The organism is Nonomuraea sp. NPDC003201, assembly GCF_053590415.1.
Genome location: NZ_JBSFTC010000197.1, coordinates 1 through 21,590, shown reverse-complemented (window position 1 = coordinate 21,590; position 21,590 = coordinate 1). Strand labels below are relative to the sequence as shown.

General features: G+C 71.3%; 20 protein-coding genes. 11 read left to right on the top strand and 9 right to left on the bottom strand.

What is annotated here, in order from left to right; all coding sequences use genetic code 11:
• Positions 1–223: 223 nt before the first annotated feature.
• Together lnt and ACWDX9_RS42375 are read left to right on the top strand one after the other, a co-directional pair.
• Complete coding sequence (gene lnt / locus ACWDX9_RS42380) at positions 224–1,762, top strand: apolipoprotein N-acyltransferase (protein ID WP_449964940.1); 1,539 nt, start codon at positions 224–226, stop codon at positions 1,760–1,762.
• Positions 1,762–2,508: a polyprenol monophosphomannose synthase gene (locus tag ACWDX9_RS42375; protein ID WP_350734598.1), complete on the top strand. Its 747-nt coding sequence runs from the start codon at positions 1,762–1,764 to the stop codon at positions 2,506–2,508. Before lnt ends, ACWDX9_RS42375 begins: the two co-directional genes overlap by 1 nt.
• A 17-nt stretch (positions 2,509–2,525) precedes the next feature.
• On the opposite strand, the gene ACWDX9_RS42370 is transcribed toward ACWDX9_RS42375, so the two are convergent.
• The gene (locus tag ACWDX9_RS42370) at positions 2,526–3,368 is read right to left on the bottom strand and encodes a MurR/RpiR family transcriptional regulator (RefSeq protein WP_350734596.1); all 843 of its coding nucleotides are present in this window, start codon (positions 3,366–3,368) and stop codon (positions 2,526–2,528) included.
• A 154-nt stretch (positions 3,369–3,522) separates the two neighbouring features.
• Here ACWDX9_RS42370 and ACWDX9_RS42365 point away from each other — a divergent pair, with 154 nt between their 5' ends.
• The 7 genes from ACWDX9_RS42365 (at position 3,523) to ACWDX9_RS42335 (ending at position 10,244) form a co-directional block, all read left to right on the top strand.
• Positions 3,523–4,656 carry a C45 family autoproteolytic acyltransferase/hydolase gene (locus ACWDX9_RS42365; protein ID WP_449964937.1) on the top strand — a complete coding sequence of 378 codons (1,134 nt, stop codon included), beginning with the start codon at positions 3,523–3,525 and terminating at the stop codon, positions 4,654–4,656.
• Positions 4,653–6,260, top strand: a complete 1,608-nt coding sequence (locus ACWDX9_RS42360; protein WP_449964934.1) for an ABC transporter substrate-binding protein — start codon at positions 4,653–4,655, stop codon at positions 6,258–6,260. The genes ACWDX9_RS42365 and ACWDX9_RS42360 overlap by 4 nt, the downstream gene beginning before the upstream one ends.
• A gap of 4 nt (positions 6,261–6,264) precedes the next feature.
• Complete coding sequence (locus ACWDX9_RS42355; RefSeq protein WP_350734590.1) at positions 6,265–7,179, top strand: ABC transporter permease; 915 nt, start codon at positions 6,265–6,267, stop codon at positions 7,177–7,179.
• Entirely contained in the window at positions 7,176–8,018 is an 843-nt protein-coding gene (locus tag ACWDX9_RS42350; RefSeq protein WP_350734588.1) for an ABC transporter permease, read from the top strand. The genes ACWDX9_RS42355 and ACWDX9_RS42350 overlap by 4 nt, the downstream gene beginning before the upstream one ends.
• Positions 8,018–8,959: an ABC transporter ATP-binding protein gene (locus ACWDX9_RS42345; protein ID WP_449964931.1), complete on the top strand. Its 942-nt coding sequence runs from the start codon at positions 8,018–8,020 to the stop codon at positions 8,957–8,959. The genes ACWDX9_RS42350 and ACWDX9_RS42345 overlap by 1 nt, the downstream gene beginning before the upstream one ends.
• Positions 8,959–9,696, top strand: a complete 738-nt coding sequence (locus ACWDX9_RS42340; protein ID WP_449964928.1) for an ABC transporter ATP-binding protein — start codon at positions 8,959–8,961, stop codon at positions 9,694–9,696. Before ACWDX9_RS42345 ends, ACWDX9_RS42340 begins: the two co-directional genes overlap by 1 nt.
• Positions 9,697–9,767: 71 nt before the next feature.
• The gene (locus ACWDX9_RS42335; RefSeq protein ID WP_449964926.1) at positions 9,768–10,244 is read left to right on the top strand and encodes an FxsA family protein; all 477 of its coding nucleotides are present in this window, start codon (positions 9,768–9,770) and stop codon (positions 10,242–10,244) included.
• A gap of 740 nt (positions 10,245–10,984) precedes the next feature.
• Here the strand turns inward: ACWDX9_RS42335 and ACWDX9_RS42330 are convergent.
• The 3 genes from ACWDX9_RS42330 to ACWDX9_RS42320 form a co-directional block, all read right to left on the bottom strand.
• Positions 10,985–11,329 carry an RNA polymerase-binding protein RbpA gene (locus ACWDX9_RS42330; protein WP_185074387.1) on the bottom strand — a complete coding sequence of 115 codons (345 nt, stop codon included), beginning with the start codon at positions 11,327–11,329 and terminating at the stop codon, positions 10,985–10,987.
• A gap of 124 nt (positions 11,330–11,453) precedes the next feature.
• Positions 11,454–12,071, bottom strand: a complete 618-nt coding sequence (locus tag ACWDX9_RS42325; protein ID WP_449964923.1) for a hypothetical protein — start codon at positions 12,069–12,071, stop codon at positions 11,454–11,456.
• A gap of 578 nt (positions 12,072–12,649) precedes the next feature.
• Entirely contained in the window at positions 12,650–13,159 is a 510-nt protein-coding gene (locus tag ACWDX9_RS42320) for a nuclear transport factor 2 family protein (RefSeq protein WP_449964921.1), read from the bottom strand.
• Between the two features lie 33 nt (positions 13,160–13,192).
• Here ACWDX9_RS42320 and ACWDX9_RS42315 point away from each other — a divergent pair, with 33 nt between their 5' ends.
• The gene (locus ACWDX9_RS42315) at positions 13,193–13,672 is read left to right on the top strand and encodes a winged helix-turn-helix transcriptional regulator (RefSeq protein ID WP_449964919.1); all 480 of its coding nucleotides are present in this window, start codon (positions 13,193–13,195) and stop codon (positions 13,670–13,672) included.
• Between the two features lie 2,128 nt (positions 13,673–15,800).
• Here the strand turns inward: ACWDX9_RS42315 and ACWDX9_RS42310 are convergent.
• The 5 genes from ACWDX9_RS42310 to ACWDX9_RS42290 all read right to left on the bottom strand — a co-directional run bounded on the left by ACWDX9_RS42310 (position 15,801) and on the right by ACWDX9_RS42290 (position 20,404).
• Positions 15,801–17,234, bottom strand: a complete 1,434-nt coding sequence (locus ACWDX9_RS42310; protein WP_449964916.1) for an MFS transporter — start codon at positions 17,232–17,234, stop codon at positions 15,801–15,803.
• Positions 17,235–17,365: 131 nt separating this feature from the next.
• Entirely contained in the window at positions 17,366–18,163 is a 798-nt protein-coding gene (locus ACWDX9_RS42305) for a glycerophosphodiester phosphodiesterase family protein (protein WP_364241828.1), read from the bottom strand.
• A gap of 38 nt (positions 18,164–18,201) precedes the next feature.
• Positions 18,202–18,741 (bottom strand): TrmH family RNA methyltransferase, encoded by a 540-nt coding sequence (locus ACWDX9_RS42300; protein ID WP_350734572.1) that lies wholly within the window; start codon positions 18,739–18,741, stop codon positions 18,202–18,204.
• Positions 18,738–19,328, bottom strand: a complete 591-nt coding sequence (locus ACWDX9_RS42295; RefSeq protein ID WP_449964914.1) for a class I SAM-dependent methyltransferase — start codon at positions 19,326–19,328, stop codon at positions 18,738–18,740. Before ACWDX9_RS42295 ends, ACWDX9_RS42300 begins: the two co-directional genes overlap by 4 nt.
• A 179-nt stretch (positions 19,329–19,507) precedes the next feature.
• Positions 19,508–20,404 carry a helix-turn-helix transcriptional regulator gene (locus tag ACWDX9_RS42290; RefSeq protein WP_449964911.1) on the bottom strand — a complete coding sequence of 299 codons (897 nt, stop codon included), beginning with the start codon at positions 20,402–20,404 and terminating at the stop codon, positions 19,508–19,510.
• 497 nt (positions 20,405–20,901) lie between these two features.
• On the opposite strand from ACWDX9_RS42290, the gene ACWDX9_RS42285 reads away from it, so the two are divergent.
• On the top strand, positions 20,902–21,590 hold a 689-nt coding region (locus ACWDX9_RS42285; protein WP_449964909.1), incomplete at its 3' end, for an MFS transporter.

Here is a 21,590-nt window from a genome sequence, read left to right as displayed (position 1 = left end):
CGCCGCGCCTGCGCCTGACGCCGCGCCTGCGCCTGCCGCGCCCGCGTCCGACTTTCCGCCTGCGCCTGAGGGGGCGTCCACGCCTCACACGGCGTCGCCCGCTGCCTCCAATATCGCGTCGCCCGCCGCCGCTCGCCCCGCGTCGCCGTCCGGGCCCGCCGCTGAGCCCGACGCTGAGCCCACCGCTGAGCCCGTGTCCAAGGGGCCGGCTGCGTCCGAGACGGTGAGTCCGGGAAGCCGGGAGCCGGGGCGGGTGCTGTGGGCCCGCGTCGTGGCGGGTGTGGTCGGCGGAGCGGCGTTGTACACCGCGTTCCCGTCGCTCAACTGGTGGCCCGCCGCCCCGATCGGCGTCGGGCTGATCGTCGCGTCCCTCTACGGCACCCGGCCCAGGAGGGCCGCCTGGCTCGGCTACCTGATCGCCCTGGTGTTCCTGCTGCCCACCCTCGCCTGGGTGCGGCCCATCGGCGACGACGTCTGGCTGATGCTGGTCGCCACCGAGAGCGTGTTCTACGCCGTCATGGCCGCCCTGGCCGCGCTGGTGTTCAGGCTGCGCGCGTGGCCGCTGTGGTTCGGCGGGCTTTGGGTGGCCATGGAGTGGGTCCGCAGCCAGGTGCCCATCGGCGGGTTCCCGTGGGCGCGGCTGGCGTTCAGTCAGAGCGAGTCGCTGTTCACGCAGTACGCCGCGCTGGGCGGCGCGCCCCTGGTGTCGTTCGCCGTGGCCTTGTGCGGCGCCCTGCTGGCCTACGCCGTCCTGGTCCGGCCCAAGGTCGAGGGCGGGTGGCGCAGGGCCGTGCCGGCGATCCTGGCGCTGGCCGTGCCGGTGCTGACACTGGCGCTCCCCAGGCCGGGCGACGAGGGGCGGACGGTCAACGTCGGCATCGTCCAGGGGAACGTCCCGGGCAGGGGCATGGGCTTCCTGGGAGACGAACCCGCCGTTGTCCTGAAAAATCATGCCAATGAGACGAAACGCCTGGCCCAGGCCGTACGCGAAGGGAAACTCCCCAAACCCGACGCGGTCGTCCTCCCCGAGAACTCCACCGACATCGACCCCTACCGGGACCCGTACGCCCGCGAGATCATCCAGGACTCCGTCCGCGACGTCGGTGTCCCGACGCTGATCGGAGCCGTGGTCGCGATCGGCGAGGAGTCCCGCGCCACTCGCAGCCTCGTCTGGGACCCGGTGACCGGCCCCGGCGCCTATTACGACAAGCAGCATCTGGTCCCGTTCGGGGAGTACACACCGTTCAAGGACCTCGTCCTGGCCCTGTGGGAGCGGGCGAGCCTGGTCGGACGGCAGTCGATCCCGGGGGACAAGCCGGGCGACCTGAAGCTGGGCCCGATCACGATCGGCGCGGTCAACTGCTACGAGGTGGCCTACGACGACACCGTGCGCGGCACCGTGCGCGCCGGAGGCACGGTCCTGGCGATGCAGGCCAACAACGCCTCGTACGCGCTGTCGAATCTGCCGACGCAACAGCTGGCCATGTACAAGCTGCGCGCCGTCGAGCACAACCGGGCGGTCGTGGCCGCCGCCACCACGGGGATCTCCGCCTACATCCGACCTGACGGTAAGGTCTCCTGGCAGACCCGCGAACTGATCGCGGACATGAACGTGGTCAAGGTGCCCGTACGCACCCAGGAAACGATCGCCACCACGGTGGGCGCGGTTCCCGAGTGGGCATTGATGGTGATGGGAGCGGCGGCGGCAGGAGTCGCCGCGTGGCGGGGCAGGCGGCGAGGCGATCGGATGAGGAACGACTGATGATGGAGACTCTCGGCCGGGTGCTCGTCGTCGTACCGACCTACAACGAGCGCGACAACCTGCCCATGATCGTGGAGCGGATCCGGACGGCGCTGCCGGAGGTCCACGTGCTCGTGGCCGACGACAACAGCCCAGACGGCACCGGCGAGGTGGCAGACGGGCTGGCCGACGGCGACGACCACGTCCACGTCCTGCACCGGGAGACCAAGCAGGGCCTCGGCGCGGCGTACATCGCCGGGTTCCGCTGGGGGCTGCGGGAGGGCTACGACGTCCTGGTCGAGATGGACGCCGACGGCTCCCACCAGCCCGAGGAGCTGCCGAAGCTGCTCGAGGCGCTGGCCGACGGCGCCGACCTGGCGATCGGGTCGCGTTACGTGCCCGGCGGCAAGGTCGTCAACTGGCCGCACCGGCGCGAGCTGCTGTCCAAGGGCGCCAACCTCTACACCCGCGTGATGCTCGGCCTGCCCGTGCGCGACGCGACCGCCGGGTTCCGCGCCTACCGCGCCGCCACCCTGGAGAAGGTGGGCCTGTCCGGCGTGGAGTCGCAGGGCTACTGCTTCCAGGTCGACCTCACGCTGCGCACGTCCAGGAACGGGCTACGGGTGGTGGAGGTGCCCATCACGTTCGTGGAGCGGACGGTGGGCAAGAGCAAGATGAGCGGCAAGGTCATGTCCGAGGCGCTGTGGCGCATCGGCCTGTGGGGCGTCACGGGCCTGCCCAAGCGGCTGCGCGGCGGCCCTCACTAGCGGAGCGGCGGCCCTCACTAGCGGAAACGCGGGCCGAGCAGCTGCTCGCGCAGCGCGTTGAGCTGGTGGGAGTGCTCGACGGATCGCGGCTCGTCGAGCGAGTCGAGCGCCAGCAGCAGCGCGTCGGCCACGAGGATGCCGGCCAGGGGCTCGCCGGTGATGCCGGTGGGGGTGTGCGGCGCGGCCAGCACCGCGTCCACGCGCTCGGCGAACTCGCCGCCGAGCTCGTCGGAGATCAGCACGATGCCCGCGCCCACCGCGTGGGCCCGCTCGATCAGCACGGTGATCTCCTTGAGCCGCCGGCCGGGCTGGAAGATGACGAGCACCTCGTCGTGGGCCAGCGACAGCAGGTCGTCGGCGAGCGCGAAGCCGGTGGCCGAGGTGGCGCGGGCGCGGTGGCCCCGGCGGCCCAGCTTGAGCGCCAGGTGGCGGGCCGCCGGGTCGGACGCGCCGGCGCCGTAGACGAGCACTCCTGGCGCGTTGACCAGCAGCTCCACGGCCTTCTTGTACGCCTCGGGGTCGAGCAGGCGGCGGCAGTGGTCGATCCGTTCGCGGGCCTCGTCGAAGACCCGCTCCCAGATGGCCGACAGGTCCTGGCCCACGTGGCCGATGCGCCGCTTGAGCCGGACGTCGGGCGCCACGGACGAGGTGAACTCGGCCGCCAGCGCCCGCTTGAGCCCGGGCAGGCCGCCGAAGCCCAGCCGCTGCATGGTGCGCACCACGGTGGCGTTGCTGGTGCCGGTCGCGCTGCCCAGCTCCTGGGCGCTGGCGAAGAGGATCTGCTCGGGCGAGGCCGAGATCAAATAGTGGCACACGGCCCGCTCAGCCGGTGACAGCTCATCCCACAGCTGCCTGACCATGGCCCTGAGCTGCTCGATTGGGCTGTGTGTATTTTCCATTACGACTCTTGACTCCCGTGTAGCGCTCATTACTCTGTCTTTGGAAACGACCGCTACAGACTTGCCGTCCCTTGAAATGAACGTTACAGGACGCCGGCCGGTCCAAGGAGCACCATTGAGCCTCACATCCCTGCCCCTCGTCGAGATCTCCGGCGCTCCACGCGAGCGCGGGCGCCAGTACGGCGAGCAGGCCCGCGACCGCGTGCACCGCGCGCTGGCCTACTACGCCGAGGCGTTCGCGCACTCCAGCGGCCTGTCGTGGGAGCAGGTCGGCGCGCGTGCGGCGCGCTGGGTCGAGCCCAGCAAGGAGTTCGCGCCGGAGCTGGTCGAGGAGATGGAGGGCATCGCCGAGGGCGCCGGCGTCGGCTTCCTCGACATCCTGGCGCTCAACGCCCGCGGCGAGATCATCTACGACACCACGTTCGGCTCCATGGGGCCCGACGGGTGCACGTCGTTCGCGCTGATGCCGCAGGCCTCCGGCGACGGCCACGTCTACGCGGGCCAGAACTGGGACTGGCGCGACGGCGTCTCCGACACGGTGATGGTGCTGAGGGTGGTGCAGCCCGGCCGGCCGACGGTCATCATGCACGTGGAGGCGGGGCAGGTCGGGCGGCAGGGGGCCAACTCGGCGGGCATCGCGCTCAACGCCAACGGGCTCGGCGGGCGCTTCGACGACTCGGTGGGCGTGCCGCAGACGCTGATCAGGCGCAAGGTGCTCGACAGCGGCAACCTCAACTCCGCGCTGGAGGCGCTGACCAAGTCGCGGGCCCACATCGCCAGCAACGCGCTGGTCACCCATCGCGACGGGTTCGCCATCGATCTGGAGACTACCCCGGGCGCGATCGGCTGGATGTACCCGACCGACGGGCTGCTCGTGCACGGCAACCACTACCAGGCGTTCGTGCCGCCACAGCTGGCCGCGACCTACCGGCCCGGCTCGGCCGACTCGCTGTTCCGGGTGCCCAGGGCCGAGGGCGGGCTGCGTACCGTGGCCGAGGCGTCCGGCACCGACGAGGCCCGCAAGCGGATCAGGCTCGCCATGTCCGACCACCTGGGCTACCCCGAGTCCCTCTGCACCCACCCCGACGAGACCCAGCCCGCCGTCAAACGGTGGGCGACCCTGCTGTCGAGCTGCGTCGACCTCACCACGGGCGACTACCTGATCGCGGCCGGCACGCCCTGCGACCACGAGTACGAGCGCGTGCCCTGGAACCTCTACGACGGACCGCATGGAGAAGTGACCCCGTGAAGAAGACCCTCGCCCTGCTCGGGCTCGCCGCTCTCACCGCGGCCTGCGGCGGCCCCGCGGCCACCACCAAGGCGCCCGACCCGGCCACGCTCACGCTGGTCGACCGCACGCCGAAGGCGGCAGGCCCGCTCGACAACGCCGTCTGGCTGCTCGGCCAGGAGCCCGGCACCCTCGACCTCGACCTCGACGGCGGCACCGACAACCGCACGGTCATGGCCAACGTCTGCGAGCGCCTCATGCAGACCCAGCCCGACATGACGGTCAAGCCGTGGCTGGCCGAGAAGGCCGAGCAACCCGACCCCAAGACCATGGTCCTCACGCTGCGCCAGGACGCCACGTTCCACGACGGCTCGCCGGTCACCGCCGACGACGTCGTGTGGAGCCTCAAGCGGCACTCGGGTGAGGGCAAGGACGAGTCCGACGAGTTCGAGGACGTGCAGTCGGTCACCAAGACCGGCGATCACGAGGTCTCGATCGCGTTCAAGCGGCCCAACGCGCTGTTCGTGCAGGCCCTCGCGGGCGGCGCGGGCATCGTCCTGAACCAGAAGGTCGTGGACGAGCTCGGCAAGGACTTCGGCACACCCGGGCACGAAGACGCCTGCAGCGGGCCCTACCGGCTCAAGGAGTGGAAGTCCGGCAGCCAGCTGACGATCGAGCGCTATGACGCGTACTGGAACAAGGACGTCAAGCCGCTCACCAAGAGCGTCACCTTCCAGTGGGCCGACGACACGGCGCTGGTCAACAGCCTGGTCACGGGGGCGGCGCAGGGGGCGTACCTGTCGGACACCGGGCCCGCGGTGGCGCTGCAGAGCAACCAGGCGGTGAGCGTGGCCTACGGAGCGACCACGCGCGTGTTCGTGCTGCTGCCGACCGACCGCGGCGTGATGAAGGACGCGCGGATCCGGCGGGCGCTGTCGCTGGCGGTCGACCGGGCGGGCATCGCCAAGTCCGGGTTCGCGGGGCTGGCCAGGCCGTGGAAGGTGCCGGTCGGGGCGGGGGCGTGGTCCTACGAGAAGGAGGCGTTCCAGGCGGCCTACGACCAGCTCCAGGGGTCGCCGGAGACGCCGCGGCTGGAGGAGGCCAAGAAGCTCGTGCAGGAGGCCGGGTCGCCGAAGGAGCCGATCATCGTGGCGACCAACGGCGAGCAGGCCCGTACGGTGATCGCCAACGCGGTGGTCGACGCGGCGAAGAAGATCGGGCTGACCGCGCAGATCAAGACCGTCCCCGCCTCGGAGTTCGGCAGCTTCTACACCGACAAGTCGCTGCGCGCGCAGGTGGACCTGGTGCCCGACGACTGGTACATCACCAAGTCCGACCCGATCGGCTTCTACGACAACGGCCTGACCGGCTCGTCGAACAACTGGGTCAAGTTCAGCTCGCCCGAGTACGACGGGCTCGTCGCCAAGGCGCTGAGCGCCACCGACGACGCGGCCCGCGCCAAGGACGTCATCGAGCTGCAGCGCCGCTTCACCGCCGACATGGTGTGGATCTCGCTGGTCGAGGTGCCCAACGCGGTCGTGCTCGGCAGCAAGGTGACCGGGCCCCCGGCCTCGCAGGTGAACATGGGCTACCCGTGGGCGGCCGACCTCGGGGCCAAGGGCTGAGTCCATGGTGCGCAAGCTGGCCGGGCTGCTCGTCACGCTGCTCGCCACCTCGTTCGTGATCTTCGGGGCGTCCTACGCGGCGCCCGGCGACCCGGTCACGTTCCTGGCGGGCGGCAAGGAGAACCTCACCCCCGAATACCTCGCCGCCGTCCGGGCCGAATACCACCTGGACGACCCGTTCCTGGTGCAGTACGCACGATGGCTCGGCGACGCGGCGACCGGCGACCTCGGGCGTTCGACCCAGTACAACGACCAGGTCTTCGACCTGCTGATGGCGCGGCTGCCGAGCACGCTCGGGCTGGTGGCGTACGCCGCGGTGCTGTTCGTGGTGTTCGGGGTCGCGCTCGGGGTGCTGGCCGCGGTGCGCGGCGGGCGCACCGACTCGGCGGTGGTGGCGGGCACGACGTTCGCCACCTCGGTGCCGCCCTTCGTGGTGGCCACGGCGCTGATCTCGCTGTTCGGCGTGCAGCTCGGCTGGTTCCCCGTCATGGGCGGCCAGTCGCTGTGGCACCTGACGCTGCCCGCCGTGACGCTGGCGCTCGGCGCGCTGGCCATCATCAGCCGGGTGACCCGGCAGTCCATGGTGGAGCAGCGCGAGCTCGACCACGTGACCGTGGCCCGCGCGTCCGGGCTGTCCGAGCGGCTGATCGTGGTCAGACACGTGCTCAGGGGCGCGCTGGGGCCGATCGTGACCATGTGCGGGCTGGTCACGGCGGGCATGCTGGCGGGCACGGTGACCGTCGAGACCGCGTTCGGGCTCAACGGCGTCGGCTCGCTGCTGGTCAACGCGATCAACACGCACGACTTCCCGGTGACGCAGGCGGTGATGCTGCTCATGGTGAGCGCGTACATCCTCGTGACCACGCTCGTCGATCTCGCCCAGCCGCTGATCGACCCCAGGGTGCGGAGGCCCGCATGACCACGATGGTCGCCACACTCTCTCCGAAGGCCGCCCGGCCGCTCGGCTACCGGCTGGCCGGCGCCTTCCTGGTGCTGGTCGTGGTGGCGGCGGTGTTCGCGCCGCTGGTGGCCCCGTACGAGCCGGACGGGGTCGACTTCGCCGCCACGCTCGCGCCGATGTCGCCCGAGCACCTGCTCGGCGCCGACCAGTCGGGCCGCGACCTGTTCACCAGGGTCCTGTACGGCGCCCGCACCTCCCTGATCGGCCCCCTGGCGCTGCTGGCCATCGCCTCCGTGCTCGGCGTCGCGCTCGGCACGCTGGCCGCCTGGCACCGCGGCTGGGTGGACGCCGTCGTGTCCAGGCTGACCGACGTCATGTACGCCTTCCCCGGGCTGCTGTTCGTGGTGCTGGTCGTCGCGGTGTTCGGCAACGGGATGACCACGGCCGTGGTCGCGCTCGGGCTGGCGTACACGCCGACGATCGCCCGCTACACCAGGAGCGTGGCGCTGGGCGAGTGCGGCAAGCCGTACATCGACGCCTACCGCGTCCAGGGCATGGGCGGGTTCGCGATCTGCGTGCGGCACCTGGTGCCCAACATGGCACGCTCGATCGTGGGTTACCTGGTCGTGCTGTTCGGCGAGGGGCTGATGAGCCTGGCCACGCTGAGCTTCCTCGGGTTCGGGGCGCAGCCGCCGTCGTCCGACTGGGGGCTCATGGTCAAGGAAGGGCAACCGGCGATCGTGCAGGGCGCCTTCCTGCCGGTGCTGGTGCCGGGCGCGGCCATCGCGCTGGTGGTCGTGTCGTTCAACGTGATCGGCGTACGCCTGGCCGACCGCATGGGCGTGAGGGGGACCTGATGCTGCTCTCCGTGGAGGAGTTGACGATCGCGGCGGGCGGCCGGCGGCCGATCCTGCGCGAGGTGTCGCTGGCCGTCGGCAAGGGCGAGATCGTGGGCCTGGTCGGCGAGTCGGGGTCGGGCAAGTCCACGCTGGCCCGGGCGGTGCTGCGGCTGCTGCCCGCCGGGGCGGCGGCCTCCGGCAGGGTGCTGGTCTCGGGCGAGGACGTGCTCGCGATGGACCCGGGCCGGCTCAGGGACCTGCGGGCCTCGCAGGTGTCGATGATCTACCAGGACCCGCGCTCCTCGCTCAACCCGGTCCGCCGGGTCGGCGACTTCCTGACCGAGCGCATGGTGCACACGCTGGGCCGCCCCAAGGCCGAGGCACGCGCCCGGGCGGTGGAGCTGCTGGCCGCCGTCGGCCTGCGCGATCCCGAGCTGCGCATGCGGCAGTACCCGCACGAGTTGTCCGGCGGCATGCTGCAACGGGTGGTCGTCGCCGCGGCGCTGGCCGCCGACCCCGCGCTGCTGCTGGCCGACGAGGCGACGAGCGCGCTCGACGTCACCACCCAGGCCGAGACGCTGGCCCTGCTGCGCGAGGTCCAGGCGGAGCGGGAGCTCGGCATGCTGTTCATCACCCACGACCTGCACCTCGCGGCGTCCTTCTGCGACCGGGTGCACGTGCTGTACGCGGGCACGGTGGTCGAGTCGCGACCGGCCAAGGAGCTGTTCGAGGACCCCCGGCACCCGTACACGGCCGGGTTGCTGGCCTGCACGCCGGAGCTGGACGATCCCCGTCCCCTCCGGCCCATCCCCGGCCGCCCGCCCTCGCTGGACGACACGTTCGCCGGCTGCCCGTTCGCGCCGCGGTGCCCGCGGGCCGCGGACGCCTGCGAGGAGTGGTCGCCGCGGCCCGTGACCGTGTCCGGCGGCTCCGCCGCCTGCCGTCTGGTGGAGGCGTGATGCTCGGCGTACACGATCTGTGCAAGTCCTTCCACGGCTCGGTGGCCGCCGACCAGGTGTCCTTCGAGCTGCCGCCGGGCGGCTCGCTGGGCCTGGTCGGGGAGTCCGGGTCGGGGAAGACGACGATCGCGCGCATGCTCGTCGGCCTCGTCACGCCCGACTCCGGCACGATCACCGTGGACGGCCGGGCGCGCTCGGCCAGGGAACGCGGCCGGGCGGCGCGGCTCCGGCGGGCCCGCGAGATCCAGATGGTGTTCCAGGACCCCTACCTGTCGCTCGACCCGCGGCTCACCGCCGCCGAGTGCCTGCAGGTGGCGCTCAGGCTGCACGGCGGGGACCGCTCGCGCGTCCCCGAGCTGCTCGACCAGGTCGGGCTGGGCACCCGCGAGGGCGGGGCCCGGCCCCACCAGCTCAGCGGCGGGCAGCGGCAGCGCCTGGCCATCGCCAGGGCGCTGGCCGTGGAACCGTCGGTGCTCGTGCTCGACGAGGCCGTGGCCGCGCTGGACGTCTCCATCCAGGCGCAGATCCTCGAACTGCTCAACCGGGTGCGCGCCGAATCCGGCGTCGCGCTGCTGTTCGTCAGCCACGACCTGGCCGTCGTACGCCACCTGTGCGAGGACACGCTGGTGCTGCACCGAGGGGTGGTCGTCGAGCGGGGGCCCGTCGCGAGGGTGCTGGCGGAGCCCGAGCATCCCTACACCAGGCTGCTGCTCGACTCGGTGCCCAGGGCGCGCTGACAGCCTGGAACGCTTTGGGACCGTCGGCCGTTGTTCCTGGTGTAACGCGCTGGTGCGGAATCGAGGAAACGATGCGGCTGCTGCTCTTCCTGGCCTTCCTGGTCGTCCCCGTCCTGGAGATCTGGCTGCTCATCCAGGTGGGTTCGGTGATCGGCGGGCCCGCCACCGTGGCCCTGCTCATCGCCGACAGCCTGCTCGGCGCCTGGCTGGTACGCCGCGAGGGCCGCAGGGCCTGGCGGGCGCTCCAGGAGGCGATCGGGTCCGGCCGGATGCCCGAGCGGGAGCTCGCCGACGGCGGCCTGGTCCTGGTGGGCGGCGCGCTGCTGCTGACGCCGGGCTTCTTCACCGACGTCTTCGGGTTCCTGTGCATCCTGCCGTTCACGCGGCCGCTGATGCGCCGCCTGGGAGCCTGGTTCTTCGACCGCCGGGTCAAGCGGCTGGCCGCGAGTTCCCCGTACGCGAACCTCTTCCCGCCCCAGCAGGACGTGAAGGTGCCGGACGGCGGCCGGGTGGTGCACGGCGAGGTCATCCGCGAGGACCGCGACTGATCGTCCCGGTGTGGGTGTGCGTTCGGGATCTATCGGCTCCCGGGCGCGCAGGATCGCGCTGGGTGCGCGGGGGTAAGCGCGGGATCGCGTCGGGGTGCGCCGGTGCGCGCCGGATCGCGTCAACCACGGCCGCTTCGGGCCGAGGGACCCGTGCGGCTGACAGGCCGCCAACGCGCCCGACCGGCGCGTACGCACCCTCATCCGCGAGAACGGGCGGCCGGTCGAGACCGAACTGGGCCCACCACGATGGACCGACCACGTCCGGCGGCTCCTCGACGATCACGGCCCCAGCGCGATCGGCTTCTACACCACCGGCCAGCTGTTCCTGGGGGAGCACTACACGCTCGCTCTGATCGCGCACGGGGGCATCGGCACCAAACACCTGGGCCACATCCGCGAACACGCCGAGGCGGGCAAGGCCCAAGGCCTGGACCCCTCCCGTGAGATCTCCGTGGCGGAACGCCTGCGCGAGAAGGCCCCGGAGCGGCTCGCCCGCCGCTCCGGGCCCGGCCTGCTCCTCAGGCGGCGAAACAGGGAAAACTCCTCGCCCTGACGCAACTCCGCCATCCGCAGACACTCCGGCAACTGCGGTGGGCAAATGCCACCCTCAAGGACTCGGCCCCCAGGCCCTGCTGTCCAGACCTGACCCTGGCACCACCTTCGTGGTGTGGGCATCTTCGTGGTGCGGGCATGAAGAAACCCCCGGGCGGGTAGCCCGGGGGTTTCACCGTGAGAGGAGGTCAGGCGCTCTTACGACGCTGGGCCCGCAGAACCGCGAGCCGCTCGTTGAGCACCTCCTCAAGATCTTCGATCGACCGCCGCTCCAGGAGCATGTCCCAGTGTGTCCGCGGGGGCTTGACCTTCTTGGACTCCGGCTGCTCGCCGTCCACCCGCACCGCGGTCGCGCCGCACATGCGGCACTCCCAGGTAGCGGGGATCTCAGCCTCGGCTGCAAGCGGAACCTCGAAGCGATGGCCCTTAGGACAGGTGTAGGACACCTCCTGGCGTGGGGCCAGATCCGTGTTACGGTCGTTCTCGTAGCTGGTTGCCCCGAGCCGGGTGCCACGAAGCGCGCGCTCGCCCATGTCTAAATGCCTCCTACAGGGCCCCCTTGCGTGGGGGGTCTGTCTCCCACGGTGTCTAACGCTTGGTACCGTGATGGGATTCCCACCCGCGGGGTGATCCAATCGCGCTTGGGGCGTCGGTTCTTCACACAGTCGCCGATCGGGCCCGCGTTCCGGCCCTGACCAGGGCCCCCGCCAGCCAGAGCCCGCCAATCATGATCAGTGCGCCGTGCACGATCCGCAGCGGGTACGGGCCGAAGAACTGCGGGATGAACAGCACGAACCCCAGCGCCAGAGCCGTCCCGCTCCACTTGGGCAGCGTTCCGGACCGCCAGACGGCGATCGCCGCCATCACCGCGCCGACGGCCAGGACAACAAGCCCCACGGCGAACATGGTGATCGCGATGGGCCCGTACCTGAACTCCTCGGCCAGTTCCATCAGCGCGGGCGCCTGGTCGTGGAGGGAGCGCCGGGCGATCACGTTCAGACCGAAGTCCTCGGCGCCGTAGTACGGGAGCGTCAGTCCCGCGCCCACCCAGGTAACAGCGGCGGCACGCAGGGAGAGGCGGTCGCCGAGCACCTGGTGCAGCCCGAGCACGGCCAGGCCGAGCAGCACGAAACCGAGCATGGCGGCCGCGTGCCCGGCGACCCACGCCGTGGAGGCCATGGCCGTGGCGTCGTCGCCGGAAGGGCGGATCGCGGGATAAACGAGGAAGAGGATGCCGGCGGCGGCGAAGGCCAGAGAGGTGAGCCTGGAGGCCATCAATGCTCCTTTAAGAGGGCGTTGCTCTTTAGTGAGAGCAATGCTCTCGCTTCAGGGAGGCGCTGTCAAGAGCACTGCTCTCTCTTCGGATCAGTGAACCTCCAGAGCGGTGTGTGACGTGGCGGATCGTGGGCTCTCGTACGGCTTGACCGGGGCTTCCTGAACCCAGCGAGCGCGACCATCCTCCGGGCAGGCCGGAGCGGGGCACGGGGGCGGAGCGGGCGGGGCAAGCGACATTCCGGCCCCTCCCGCGGGCGTCCGCCATCGGTGGGCGCAGGCAAGGAAGGTTTGCCTGGGACCAGGCGGAACTGGGCGGGGTGGGTGGGACAGGCGACCTTCCCGCCCTTCCTGCGGACGCCCGGTGTCGGTGGCGTGGGCAAGGCAGGTCGGCCTGGGACGGGCAACGTGCGGCCGGGCCGGGCGGAGCTGGCAGGCGGGGTGGGACAGGTACATTCCCGCCCTCCCGCGGGTGCCCGCCATCGGAGGGGGCGGACAAGGCAGGTCGGCGTGGAACGGGTTGGCGTGGGACGAAGCCGCCCCGGGGCGGAGCGGCACAAGGCAGGCGCCCTTGTTGGGCTCTAGAGGGGACGCCTGCGGGTCAGGAGCGGGACCAGGGTCTTGTCGCCGAAGCGGGTCATCACCGCCAGCGGTTTGACGGCGGCGGCAACAAGCCAGGGGAGGCCCGGCTTGCCGGTAGTGCGCGCCATGCCGGGGCCGAGCGCGGCCATCATCGCCGTCAGTCCCGGCAGGGGCCGGATCCACATGGTGATCTCCTTGATCAGCCCGTCCTCGCCCACCTCGACCAGCGCCGCCTCGTGGATCTCCTGGCGTCCGAGCCGGGCGGTCGCCGTCAGGGCCCGCGTACGTTCGTCGCCGATGTCCCTCTGATAGCGCAGGTCCGACAGCACGCCGAACACGACCGAGAACAGCTCCCGTACCTGCTCCTTGCCCTGAAAGGCGGCGTTGGCACTGAGTGGCGAGCGGAAGACCACGTCGTCGGCCAGCGTGGCGACGAGAGCATCGACGTCGTGTGCCTCGCCGGCCCGGCGGTAGGCGGCGGCAGGTGAGTCCTGAATGTGAACTGTCATGGGTTCACTTTATCAACCCACTATCCTGGGTCCATGAACAGGTTCGGTGAGATGCACTGCTCCATCGCCCAGGCCGTCGGCGTGGTCGCCGAGCCGTGGACACCGCTGATCCTGCGTGACCTGTTCCTGGGACTGCGCAGGTTCGACGACCTGGCGGAGGACCTGGGCATCTCGCGCAACCTCCTGACCCGCCGCCTGGAGCATCTGGTGGCGGCCGGCGTGGTGGAGAAGCGGCCGTACCAGGAGCGCCCTGTGCGCCACGAGTACGTCCTCACCGAGGCGGGCCGCGACATCGTGCCGGCGCTGCTGACGTTGATGGCTTGGGGCGACCGCTGGTCCACGCCGCCGGGCGGCCCGCCCGCGCTCCTGGTGCATTCCTGTGGCGAGCGCTTCACCCCCGTCGTCACCTGCCCACACTGCGGCGGCGCGGCCACCGCGGACACGGTCTCAGCCGTACGCGGCCCCGGAGCGGCCCAGGGCCCCGGCACCATGCTCCTCGCAGCACCGTCATGACCAGGCACGCGCTCGCCGCGACCATCCCACCGGCCGTACTGCGGTGATCGGGTGACCATCACACCGACCGGGCACGCCCCGGTCTGCTGCGGCCAGCCCATCGGCCGTGCCGCCGTGACCGGGTATGCCACCGCTCGCTGCGACCATCACACCGACCGCACTGCCGACCGGGCACGGCCGGGTCTGCTGTGACCAGCCCATCGGCCGTGTCGTCGTGACCGGGTGCGCAACCGCACGCTGCGACCAACCCACCCACCGCACCGCCGTGACCGCCCGCGCCCCTGAACGTCGTGACGAGGACATCCGCCGCGCCGTTGCACCCGGGGGCGTCCCGGGTCGCCGTGACCAGATCACCAGTCGCACCGCCGTGCCTGCAGCCAGCCCCCGGCTGTAGCGATCAGAGTCGTCCGGAGTGCCGTGACCGGCGTGCCGCCTTGGACGGCTTCCGGGATCGGGCCTCCGCCTGTCGATGAGAGACCTCTCATCCGCCGCTAACGAAGGCGCCATCGTAGGCCCGCAGGCTGAGAACCGGCAGCGTACGGGACCTACCGACGGGAGACGCCGATGAGATGGGGACCACGATGGCTCCTGCTGGCCGTCACCGTCGCGCTCGTCCTGGGCACCACGGCGGCGCTACCAGGGCGGCGGGAGGCCTGGGCGGTGACGCCGCTCGGCACGGTCCAGGCCGCCGCCGCCTCCGCGGATGGCGACGGGGGCGATGACGATGACGGGGAGGGCGACGATGGGGACGGCAAAGCGGCGCGCACGGGTCCGGCGGGGGACCGCCCAGGCGCCGGATCAGGCGGGAGCTCAAGACCAGGCAAGGGCTTGCGGCCTCGCTCGGACGACGGACGATCACAGGGTGGGGCGGAGGCGCAACCGTCCCCCTCCAGCGGGTTGGGGGGCGGTGAGGGGCAGAGTGCCTCGCACGGCCCAGGGCCCTCGGGCGCCGGTGACGGGACACGCACCTTCCGGGGCGTCGCAGGTCCGTCACCACCGCGTGCCAGCGGAGAGCCGCAGAAGCGCGACGGACGCTCACTGGCGCGAGGCGGGTCGGATTTACACCCCCAAGGCGGACCGGATTCACAGGCGTCAGTCGGCGCCACTTCACCGACCTGGAAAGGCGGGAGCGGGCCCGCGCAACGCGGCGCCGGCAGCTCACAGACGCCGCCCAACGGGCTGCCGCCCTCCGGCGTGGACTCGCCGTCTCGAGACGCCGCCATGCTTCCCCAAGGACCTGGCCACTCCCACAGCTCGACCGCGCAGCCCGGCACAGGCTCGCCGCCTGGTGCCGCAGGCTGGTCGCCTGGTGGTGCCGGTTCGCCGTCTGGCGGCGTGGGCCAGTCGCCTGGTGGTGCCGGTTCGCCGTCTGGTGGCGTGGGCCAGTCGCCTGGTGGTGCCGGTTCGCAGGCTGCTGCCGGCTCGCAGGCAGGTGTCGCGGGTCGGCCGCCTGGTGGTGCCGGCTCGCCGCCTGGCGCAGTGGGTCTGTCGCCTGACGGGGCAGGTTCGCCGTCTGGTGCCGCAGGCTGGCCGCCTGGTGGGGGAGGCTCGCTGCCTGTCGGCATGGGCTGGTCGTCAGACGGCGGGGGCTGGTCGTCGGACGGTGGGGCCTGGGGGCCGCTTGAGGGCCATGGCAACTGGTCGTCCCTCGATGGAGCCGAGGGGTGGCCGCCCTCGCACGACGTTGACGACGCGGCGACTCGCCCCGGCGACGGCGGCTCGTCCGTTCTGCCCGATACCGGCGGCTCGCCAACCTCACCTGGCGACGGAGGCTGGTCGCCCCCGGGCGGATCCCAGCCGCGCGGTACGGGCACGCCAGGCGGTACGGGCACGCCAGGCGGTACGGCTGCACCGGATGGTACGGGCGCGCCGGGTTCCGATGCCGGGCGCACCACCGGCGACTCGTACGGCAACGGTCATCGGGGGTGGTGGGTGCTGTTCGCCATCGTGGGCACGGCCGCCCTCGCAGGGGCGGCGTTCTGGATCGCCCACAAGCTCGGCCCGCGCCCCGACGCTCCGGCCGACCCGAGCTCTGAACCCCTGCCTGACTCCAGCCCCGATCCGTCACACGGCCCAAACGACTGAACTTTCCGGGAGCGGGCGCGAAGGGTTTGCTCGGGGAATGGGGTCAGATGCGGTCGGGGACCTCGTTGCCGGCTTGGCGGACCGCCCTGGGGAGGTTGGTCAGGGCCAGGAGGACGAAGCCGATGATAAAGAAGATGATCATGGAGACGATGGCGATCCGGTAGCTGTTGCTCAGATTGAGCGCGATCGTGACCGTCAAGGAGCCGATGAACGCCGAGCCCTTGTCGCTGATCTGCAGCAGGCTGAAATACTCGGCCTCCCGCCCCTTCGGGATCACCTGCGAGAACAGCGAGCGCGACAGCGCCTGCGTGCCCCCCAGCACGATCGCGATCGCGAACGCCATCAGGTAGAACTGCAGCTCCTGCCCCTCCTGGACGAACAGCGCCGCCACCACGATCGCCGTCCACAGCACCAGGCTGGCCAGCACCGCGCGCTTGGTGCCGATGCTGCGGGCCAGCCGGCCCAGCAGCAGCGCGCCGAAGAACGCCACGAACTGCACCATCAGGATGGCCGTGATCTGCACCGTCTTGTCGAGCTTGAGGGCCTCGGAGGCGAAGGCCGCGCTGTTGCCGATCACCGTCTGCACGCCGTCGTTGTAGATCAGGTACGCCACCAGGAACAGCAGCGTCAGCGGATAGCGGCGCAGCTCGGCCAGGGTGCGGCCGAGCTGGCGGAAGCTGCCGCCGACCGAGCGCAGCGCCGTGGTCTCGTGGGCGGGTACGGGACGGTTGCGCAGCCGCAGCAGCGGGATGATCGTGAAGATCGCCCACCACAGGCCGGCCGACATCATGCTGATGCGCACCGCCATGCCCTCGGCAACCCCCAGGGCCTCATGCTGGGTGTAGAGGACGAGGTTGAGGGCCAGCAGCAGGCCGCCGCCCAGATAGCCGATGGCCCAGCCGCGCGAGGACACCCTGTCGCGCTCGGCCGGGGTGGAGATCTGCGGCAGGAACGAGTCGTAGACCACGACCGAGGAGCCGTAGGCGAGGTTGGCCAGGATGAACAGCACCCCGCCCAGCATGTAGCGATCGCCCTCGACGAAGTACAGGGCCATCGTGGCCAGCGCCCCGACGTAGGCGAAGCCGCCGAGCAGCTCCCGCTTGCGCCCGGTGTGGTCGGCCAGCGCGCCCACCACGGGCAGCACCACGATCTGCAGGAACACCGCGATCGTCAGCGTCAGCGCGAAGAACGCGGCCGGCCTGATGTCGGCGCCGAGGACGTCGACGTACCCCAGGCCCGGGTTGCTGTTGACCAGCTTGTCGAAGTCGGCCACGCACGTGTCGGAGACGATGTTCGGGAAGTCCTTGGCGCAGGCCGCGGTCTTGGCGACCGGGATGAGGTACGGGCCGAGGAAGACCGAGATGATCGTGGTGTAGAAGGCGGAGTTGGCCCAGTCGTAGAAGTACCAGCCGCGCTGCTCGCGCCGGCGCGCTGCGGGGGAGTCGTCGAGGGCCGCGGGGGGTGCGGGTACGGGCATGGTGTCGCGTCGCTCCTATGCGGCCGGGCGGCCCGGCCTGCAGGCTTATGGGGCTTTCTTGGCTTCTTTGGGCTGGTACGCCGTGCTCTCGATGCTCGCTCGTGCCGCGGAGCCCGGGCCGTCCGGCCGGGTCACGCGGCCAGGCTGCCGGGATGCCATTGACCGCGGCGCTCCAGGACGGTACGCAGGCCGGAGACGTTGTCGGTCATGAGGCCGTCCACGCCCAGGTCGAGCAGGTGTTCCATGCGCACGGGGTCGTTGACGGTCCATACGTGCACCTGCATGCCGATGGCGTGCGCCGTACGTACCAGGCTCCGGGTGGTCACCCGCAGCCCGCGGAAGCCCACCGGCACCTGCGCGCACGGGACGCCGGCGCGCGACAGGCGGGCCAGCAGGCGGCCGTAGCCGGAGGTGGACGCGGCTGCGCGCAGCGCGGCGACGCCGCGCGGGCCGAGCGCCGAGCAGACCTCCCTGCCCATCGCCGCCCTGGCCAGCGTCAGCCGCTCGTCGGAGAAGGAGGTCAGGCAGATGCGGTCATAGGAGTTGGTACGCCGGATCGCCTCGGCCAGCGGCGCGATGGCGGCGGCCTCCTTGACATCGATGTTGAAGCGGACCTCGGGCCAGGTGCCCAGCAGGTCCTCCAGCAGCGGGATCTCGTGAACCCCGCCGATGCGGGCCTGCCTGACCGCCCGGTAGGGCAGCTCCGAGATGCGGCCCCGCTGGTCGGTCACCCGGTCGAGCGTGTGGTCGTGGAAGGCGAGCAGCACGCCGTCGGACGTGGCGTGCGCGTCGGTCTCCAGATAGGTGTAGCCGAGCCCGACCGCCCGCTCGAAGGCCGCGATGGAGTTTTCCGCGCCCTCGGCGGCGCCTCCGCGATGCGCGAAGGCCAGCGGGCCCGGATGGTCGAGAAAGGCGAATCGACGGCTCAGCACGTCCTGAGTATGCCTTCCGTGGGTGAACGGTTCGGTTACGGTTCGAGGAGATTCTCCCACTCTTGGCGGCGAGCCTCGGACAGCGCGATGGCGGCGGCCACCGCCACGTTGAACGACCCGACCCGCCCGACCTGCGGGATGTAGCAGACGCCGTCCACGGCCTCGAGCAGCGCGGGGGAACAGCCGTGGTCCTCGCTGCCGACCACCAGGCACACGTCGCGGCCCAGGTCGGCGCGGTGCAGCGGCACGGCCTCGGCGGTCAGCTCGATGGCGTGCACGGTGTAGCCCCCCGCCTTGGCGGCCTTGACCGCCTCGGTGGCCAGGATCGGCTCGTGCCAGGTGACCAGGCGTTCGGTGCCGAGCGCGGTCTTGCCCGCCTTGGGGTTGGTCGGCGGGGTGGCGTTGCCGGCGAGCCAGATCTCGTCCACGCCGAACGCGGCGGCGCTGCGGAAGATCGAGCCGATGTTGAACGGGCCGGTGACCGACTCGATGATCATGGCGAGGCGGTTCTGGGTGTTCCTGCGCCAGGTGCGGTTGAGCCGCTTGACGTCGGTGGGGCGCAGTTGCCTTCTCATCGGGTCACCTTCAGGATGCGGTAGGCGGCCCGGCTGGCCTCGCGGGAGGCGTGCCAGCCCTGCTCGCCGAGCCAGCGCTGCAGGGAGTCCGAGCCGAGGTGTTTCTGGACGACCAGGTAGGCGACGCCGTCGGGAGTGAGCCGCGTCAGCCACCTGGTGAGCATGTCGTGCAGGGCCTGCTTTCCAATACGGATCGCAGGATTAGACCAGATTGCCCGAAATTTCACGTCATCTGGTACTTCATCGATATGTGCTGACCGTACTTTGTAAAGGCCCGCGGCTTGGGCGTTCCTGGCGGTCAGCTCAAGGCTGCGCCGGTTCACGTCGACGGCCCATACGGTCGCCTCGGGTGCCCGGGAGGCCATGGTCAGCGCGATCGGCCCGTACCCGCAGCCCAGGTCGAGCAGATCGCCCTCCTGCGGTGGCGGCGGGACGGTCTCCAGCAGGATGCGCGTGCCCACGTCGACCCGTTCCGGCGAGAACACGCCGCTGTCGGTCTCCAGCCGCAGGTGCAGATCGGGCAGGACCAGGTCGACGGAGCCCGGCTTGCTCGCTGCCTTCGGCTGTTCGGAGAAGTAGTGGGCCACGTCGCAAAACGTTACCGGACCGGCCCGGATCCCCGACGCACGCGGCCGACCGGTGCCCGGCCGTCGCGGCTGCCCGGAACACTTCGGATCACCGCCCCGGGGCAGGTGAGCCAGAATGCGCGATGACGGCGCGGCGCACCCTGGGGTAGGGGTGGGGGCTGGTTCGTGGCCGACGCTGGTCAGGCGTCCGTGGTGCGGGGTTGGTCGCTTTCGCGGGCTGGTTCGGTCTGTTCGAGCGTGGAGGCCCAGCTGGCGAGGAGGGTGAGCGCGTCGTGGGCAGGGGTGCCGGGTTCGGCGCTGAAGGCGGTGAGGGTCAGGCCGGGGTCGGCGGGCAGGGGCATGGCTTCGAAGGAAAGGCTGAGGTCGCCGACGACGGGGTGGTGGAAGTTCTTGACGCCGGTGTGGTGCAGGCGGACGTTGTGGGCGGCCCACAGAGCGCGGAATTCCTCGCTGCGGGTGGCGAGTTCGCCGACGAGGTCGGTCAGCGCCCGGTCGTAGGGGTCGCGGCCTGCTTCGGTACGCAGCAGGGCCACGGTCGTGTGGGCGGATTCGTCCCAGTCGGGGTAGAAGTCGTGGGCGCGGGGGTTGAGGAAGCGGAACCGGGCGAGGTTGACGGGCCGGACCGGATCGTCGAAGACGGGTGCGTAGAGGGCCCGGCCGAGCCGGTTGGCGGCCACGATGTCCAGGCGTCCGTTGCGGACATAGGCGGCCGCGTCGGTCATGGAGTCCAGGAGGCGCTGGATGCCGGGCCGGATCTGCTGCTGGGTGGGGCGACGGCGGGTGCGGGGGCCGGCGTTGGCGGTTCGGGCCAGGTCGAACAGGTGGGCGCGTTCGGCTTCGTCCAGCTTCAGGGCGCGGGAGAGGGATTCCAGGACGCTTTCGGAGACGCCGCTGAGATTGCCTCGCTCCAGGCGGGCGTAGTATTCGGCGCTGACGCCGGCGAGCATGGCGACCTCCTCGCGGCGAAGCCCGGGGACGCGCCGGTGGCCGCCGTAGGCGGGCAGCCCGGCCTGCCGTGGGGTGATCTTGGCTCGCCGCGAGATCAGGAACTCGCGAACCTCACTGCGGTTGTCCATGTCTTCGCAGGGTAGGCCGGATCTCGGCGCCGTGGGGTGTTCTGCCAGTACAGGGAACAGCAGGAACTCTTTGCGGCTGTCCCATCAGCGCTTCCCGGCTGGTGCCGGTCGTACGTGCTGCCGCCGCCATGGTAACGACGGTGAAGACCCGGCTGGACGCGGTGTTCAACAACCCGGGCACCCAGAAGCGCGGCGGCCGTCCGGGGCCGGGTGTTCGTCGCGGGAGCGGTGCGGGGCTTGTCGTCGTACGGGATGCATCCGGCCAGTTCAAACCCGGCGTGGGGTGTTCTGCCAGTACAGGCAACGACAGGGACTCCCTCACCGCGTCCACCTGCGGTTTCCTGGTTGATGCCCAGGTCCTGAGGAGCGGTTGCCGCCTTGGCCCCGCCTTTCCGCCAGGCCGCGCCATCAATGTACGGCTCGCCCGTCACGGTGTGGCCGCAGCCCTGAGCAGCCCGTCCATTTGCCCGCTCCGCGTTGCGAAGAGATCACCGCTGATGCCCACCACGCGCACCGCCTGCCCGACCATCGCCGCCGGCGCCGACCGGCCGCGGGCCTTTGCCGGCCGCGCGCTGGCCGCCGCAGTGCTCGGCTTCTTCGTCATCACCCTCGACGCGGTCATCGTCAACGTCGCCCTGCCGTCGATCCGGTACGACGTCGGTGGTGGCATCACCGGGCTGCAGTGGGTCGTCGACGGCTACACGCTGATGTTCGCCGCGCTGCTGCTGTCCTCCGGCTCTCTGACCGACCGCGTCGGTGCGCGCCGCGCCTTCGGCATCGGGGTGACGATCTTCGCCCTGGCCTCGGCGGCCTGCGGTCTGGCGCCGAACCTGGGCGCGCTGGTGGCCGCCCGCCTCGTCCAGGGCGCGGCGGCCGCGGTGATGATGCCCTCCTCGATGGCGCTGATCGGCCACGCCTACCCGGACGCGGTCCGGCGGGGCCGGGCGGTCGCGGTGTGGGCGATGGGCGGCGCCGTCGCCTCCTCGTGCGGCCCCGTCCTGGGCGGACTGCTGACCATGTTCAGCTGGCGGCTGATCTTCTTCATCAACCTGCCCGTAGCCGCGGCGGCCCTGATCCTGCTCGCCCGCACGCGGCGCTCGCCCCACCGGCGCGTCCCCTTCGACTGGCCGGGCCAGGTCAGCGCGGTTCTGGCGATGGGCGGGCTGACCTACGGTGCGATCGAGGC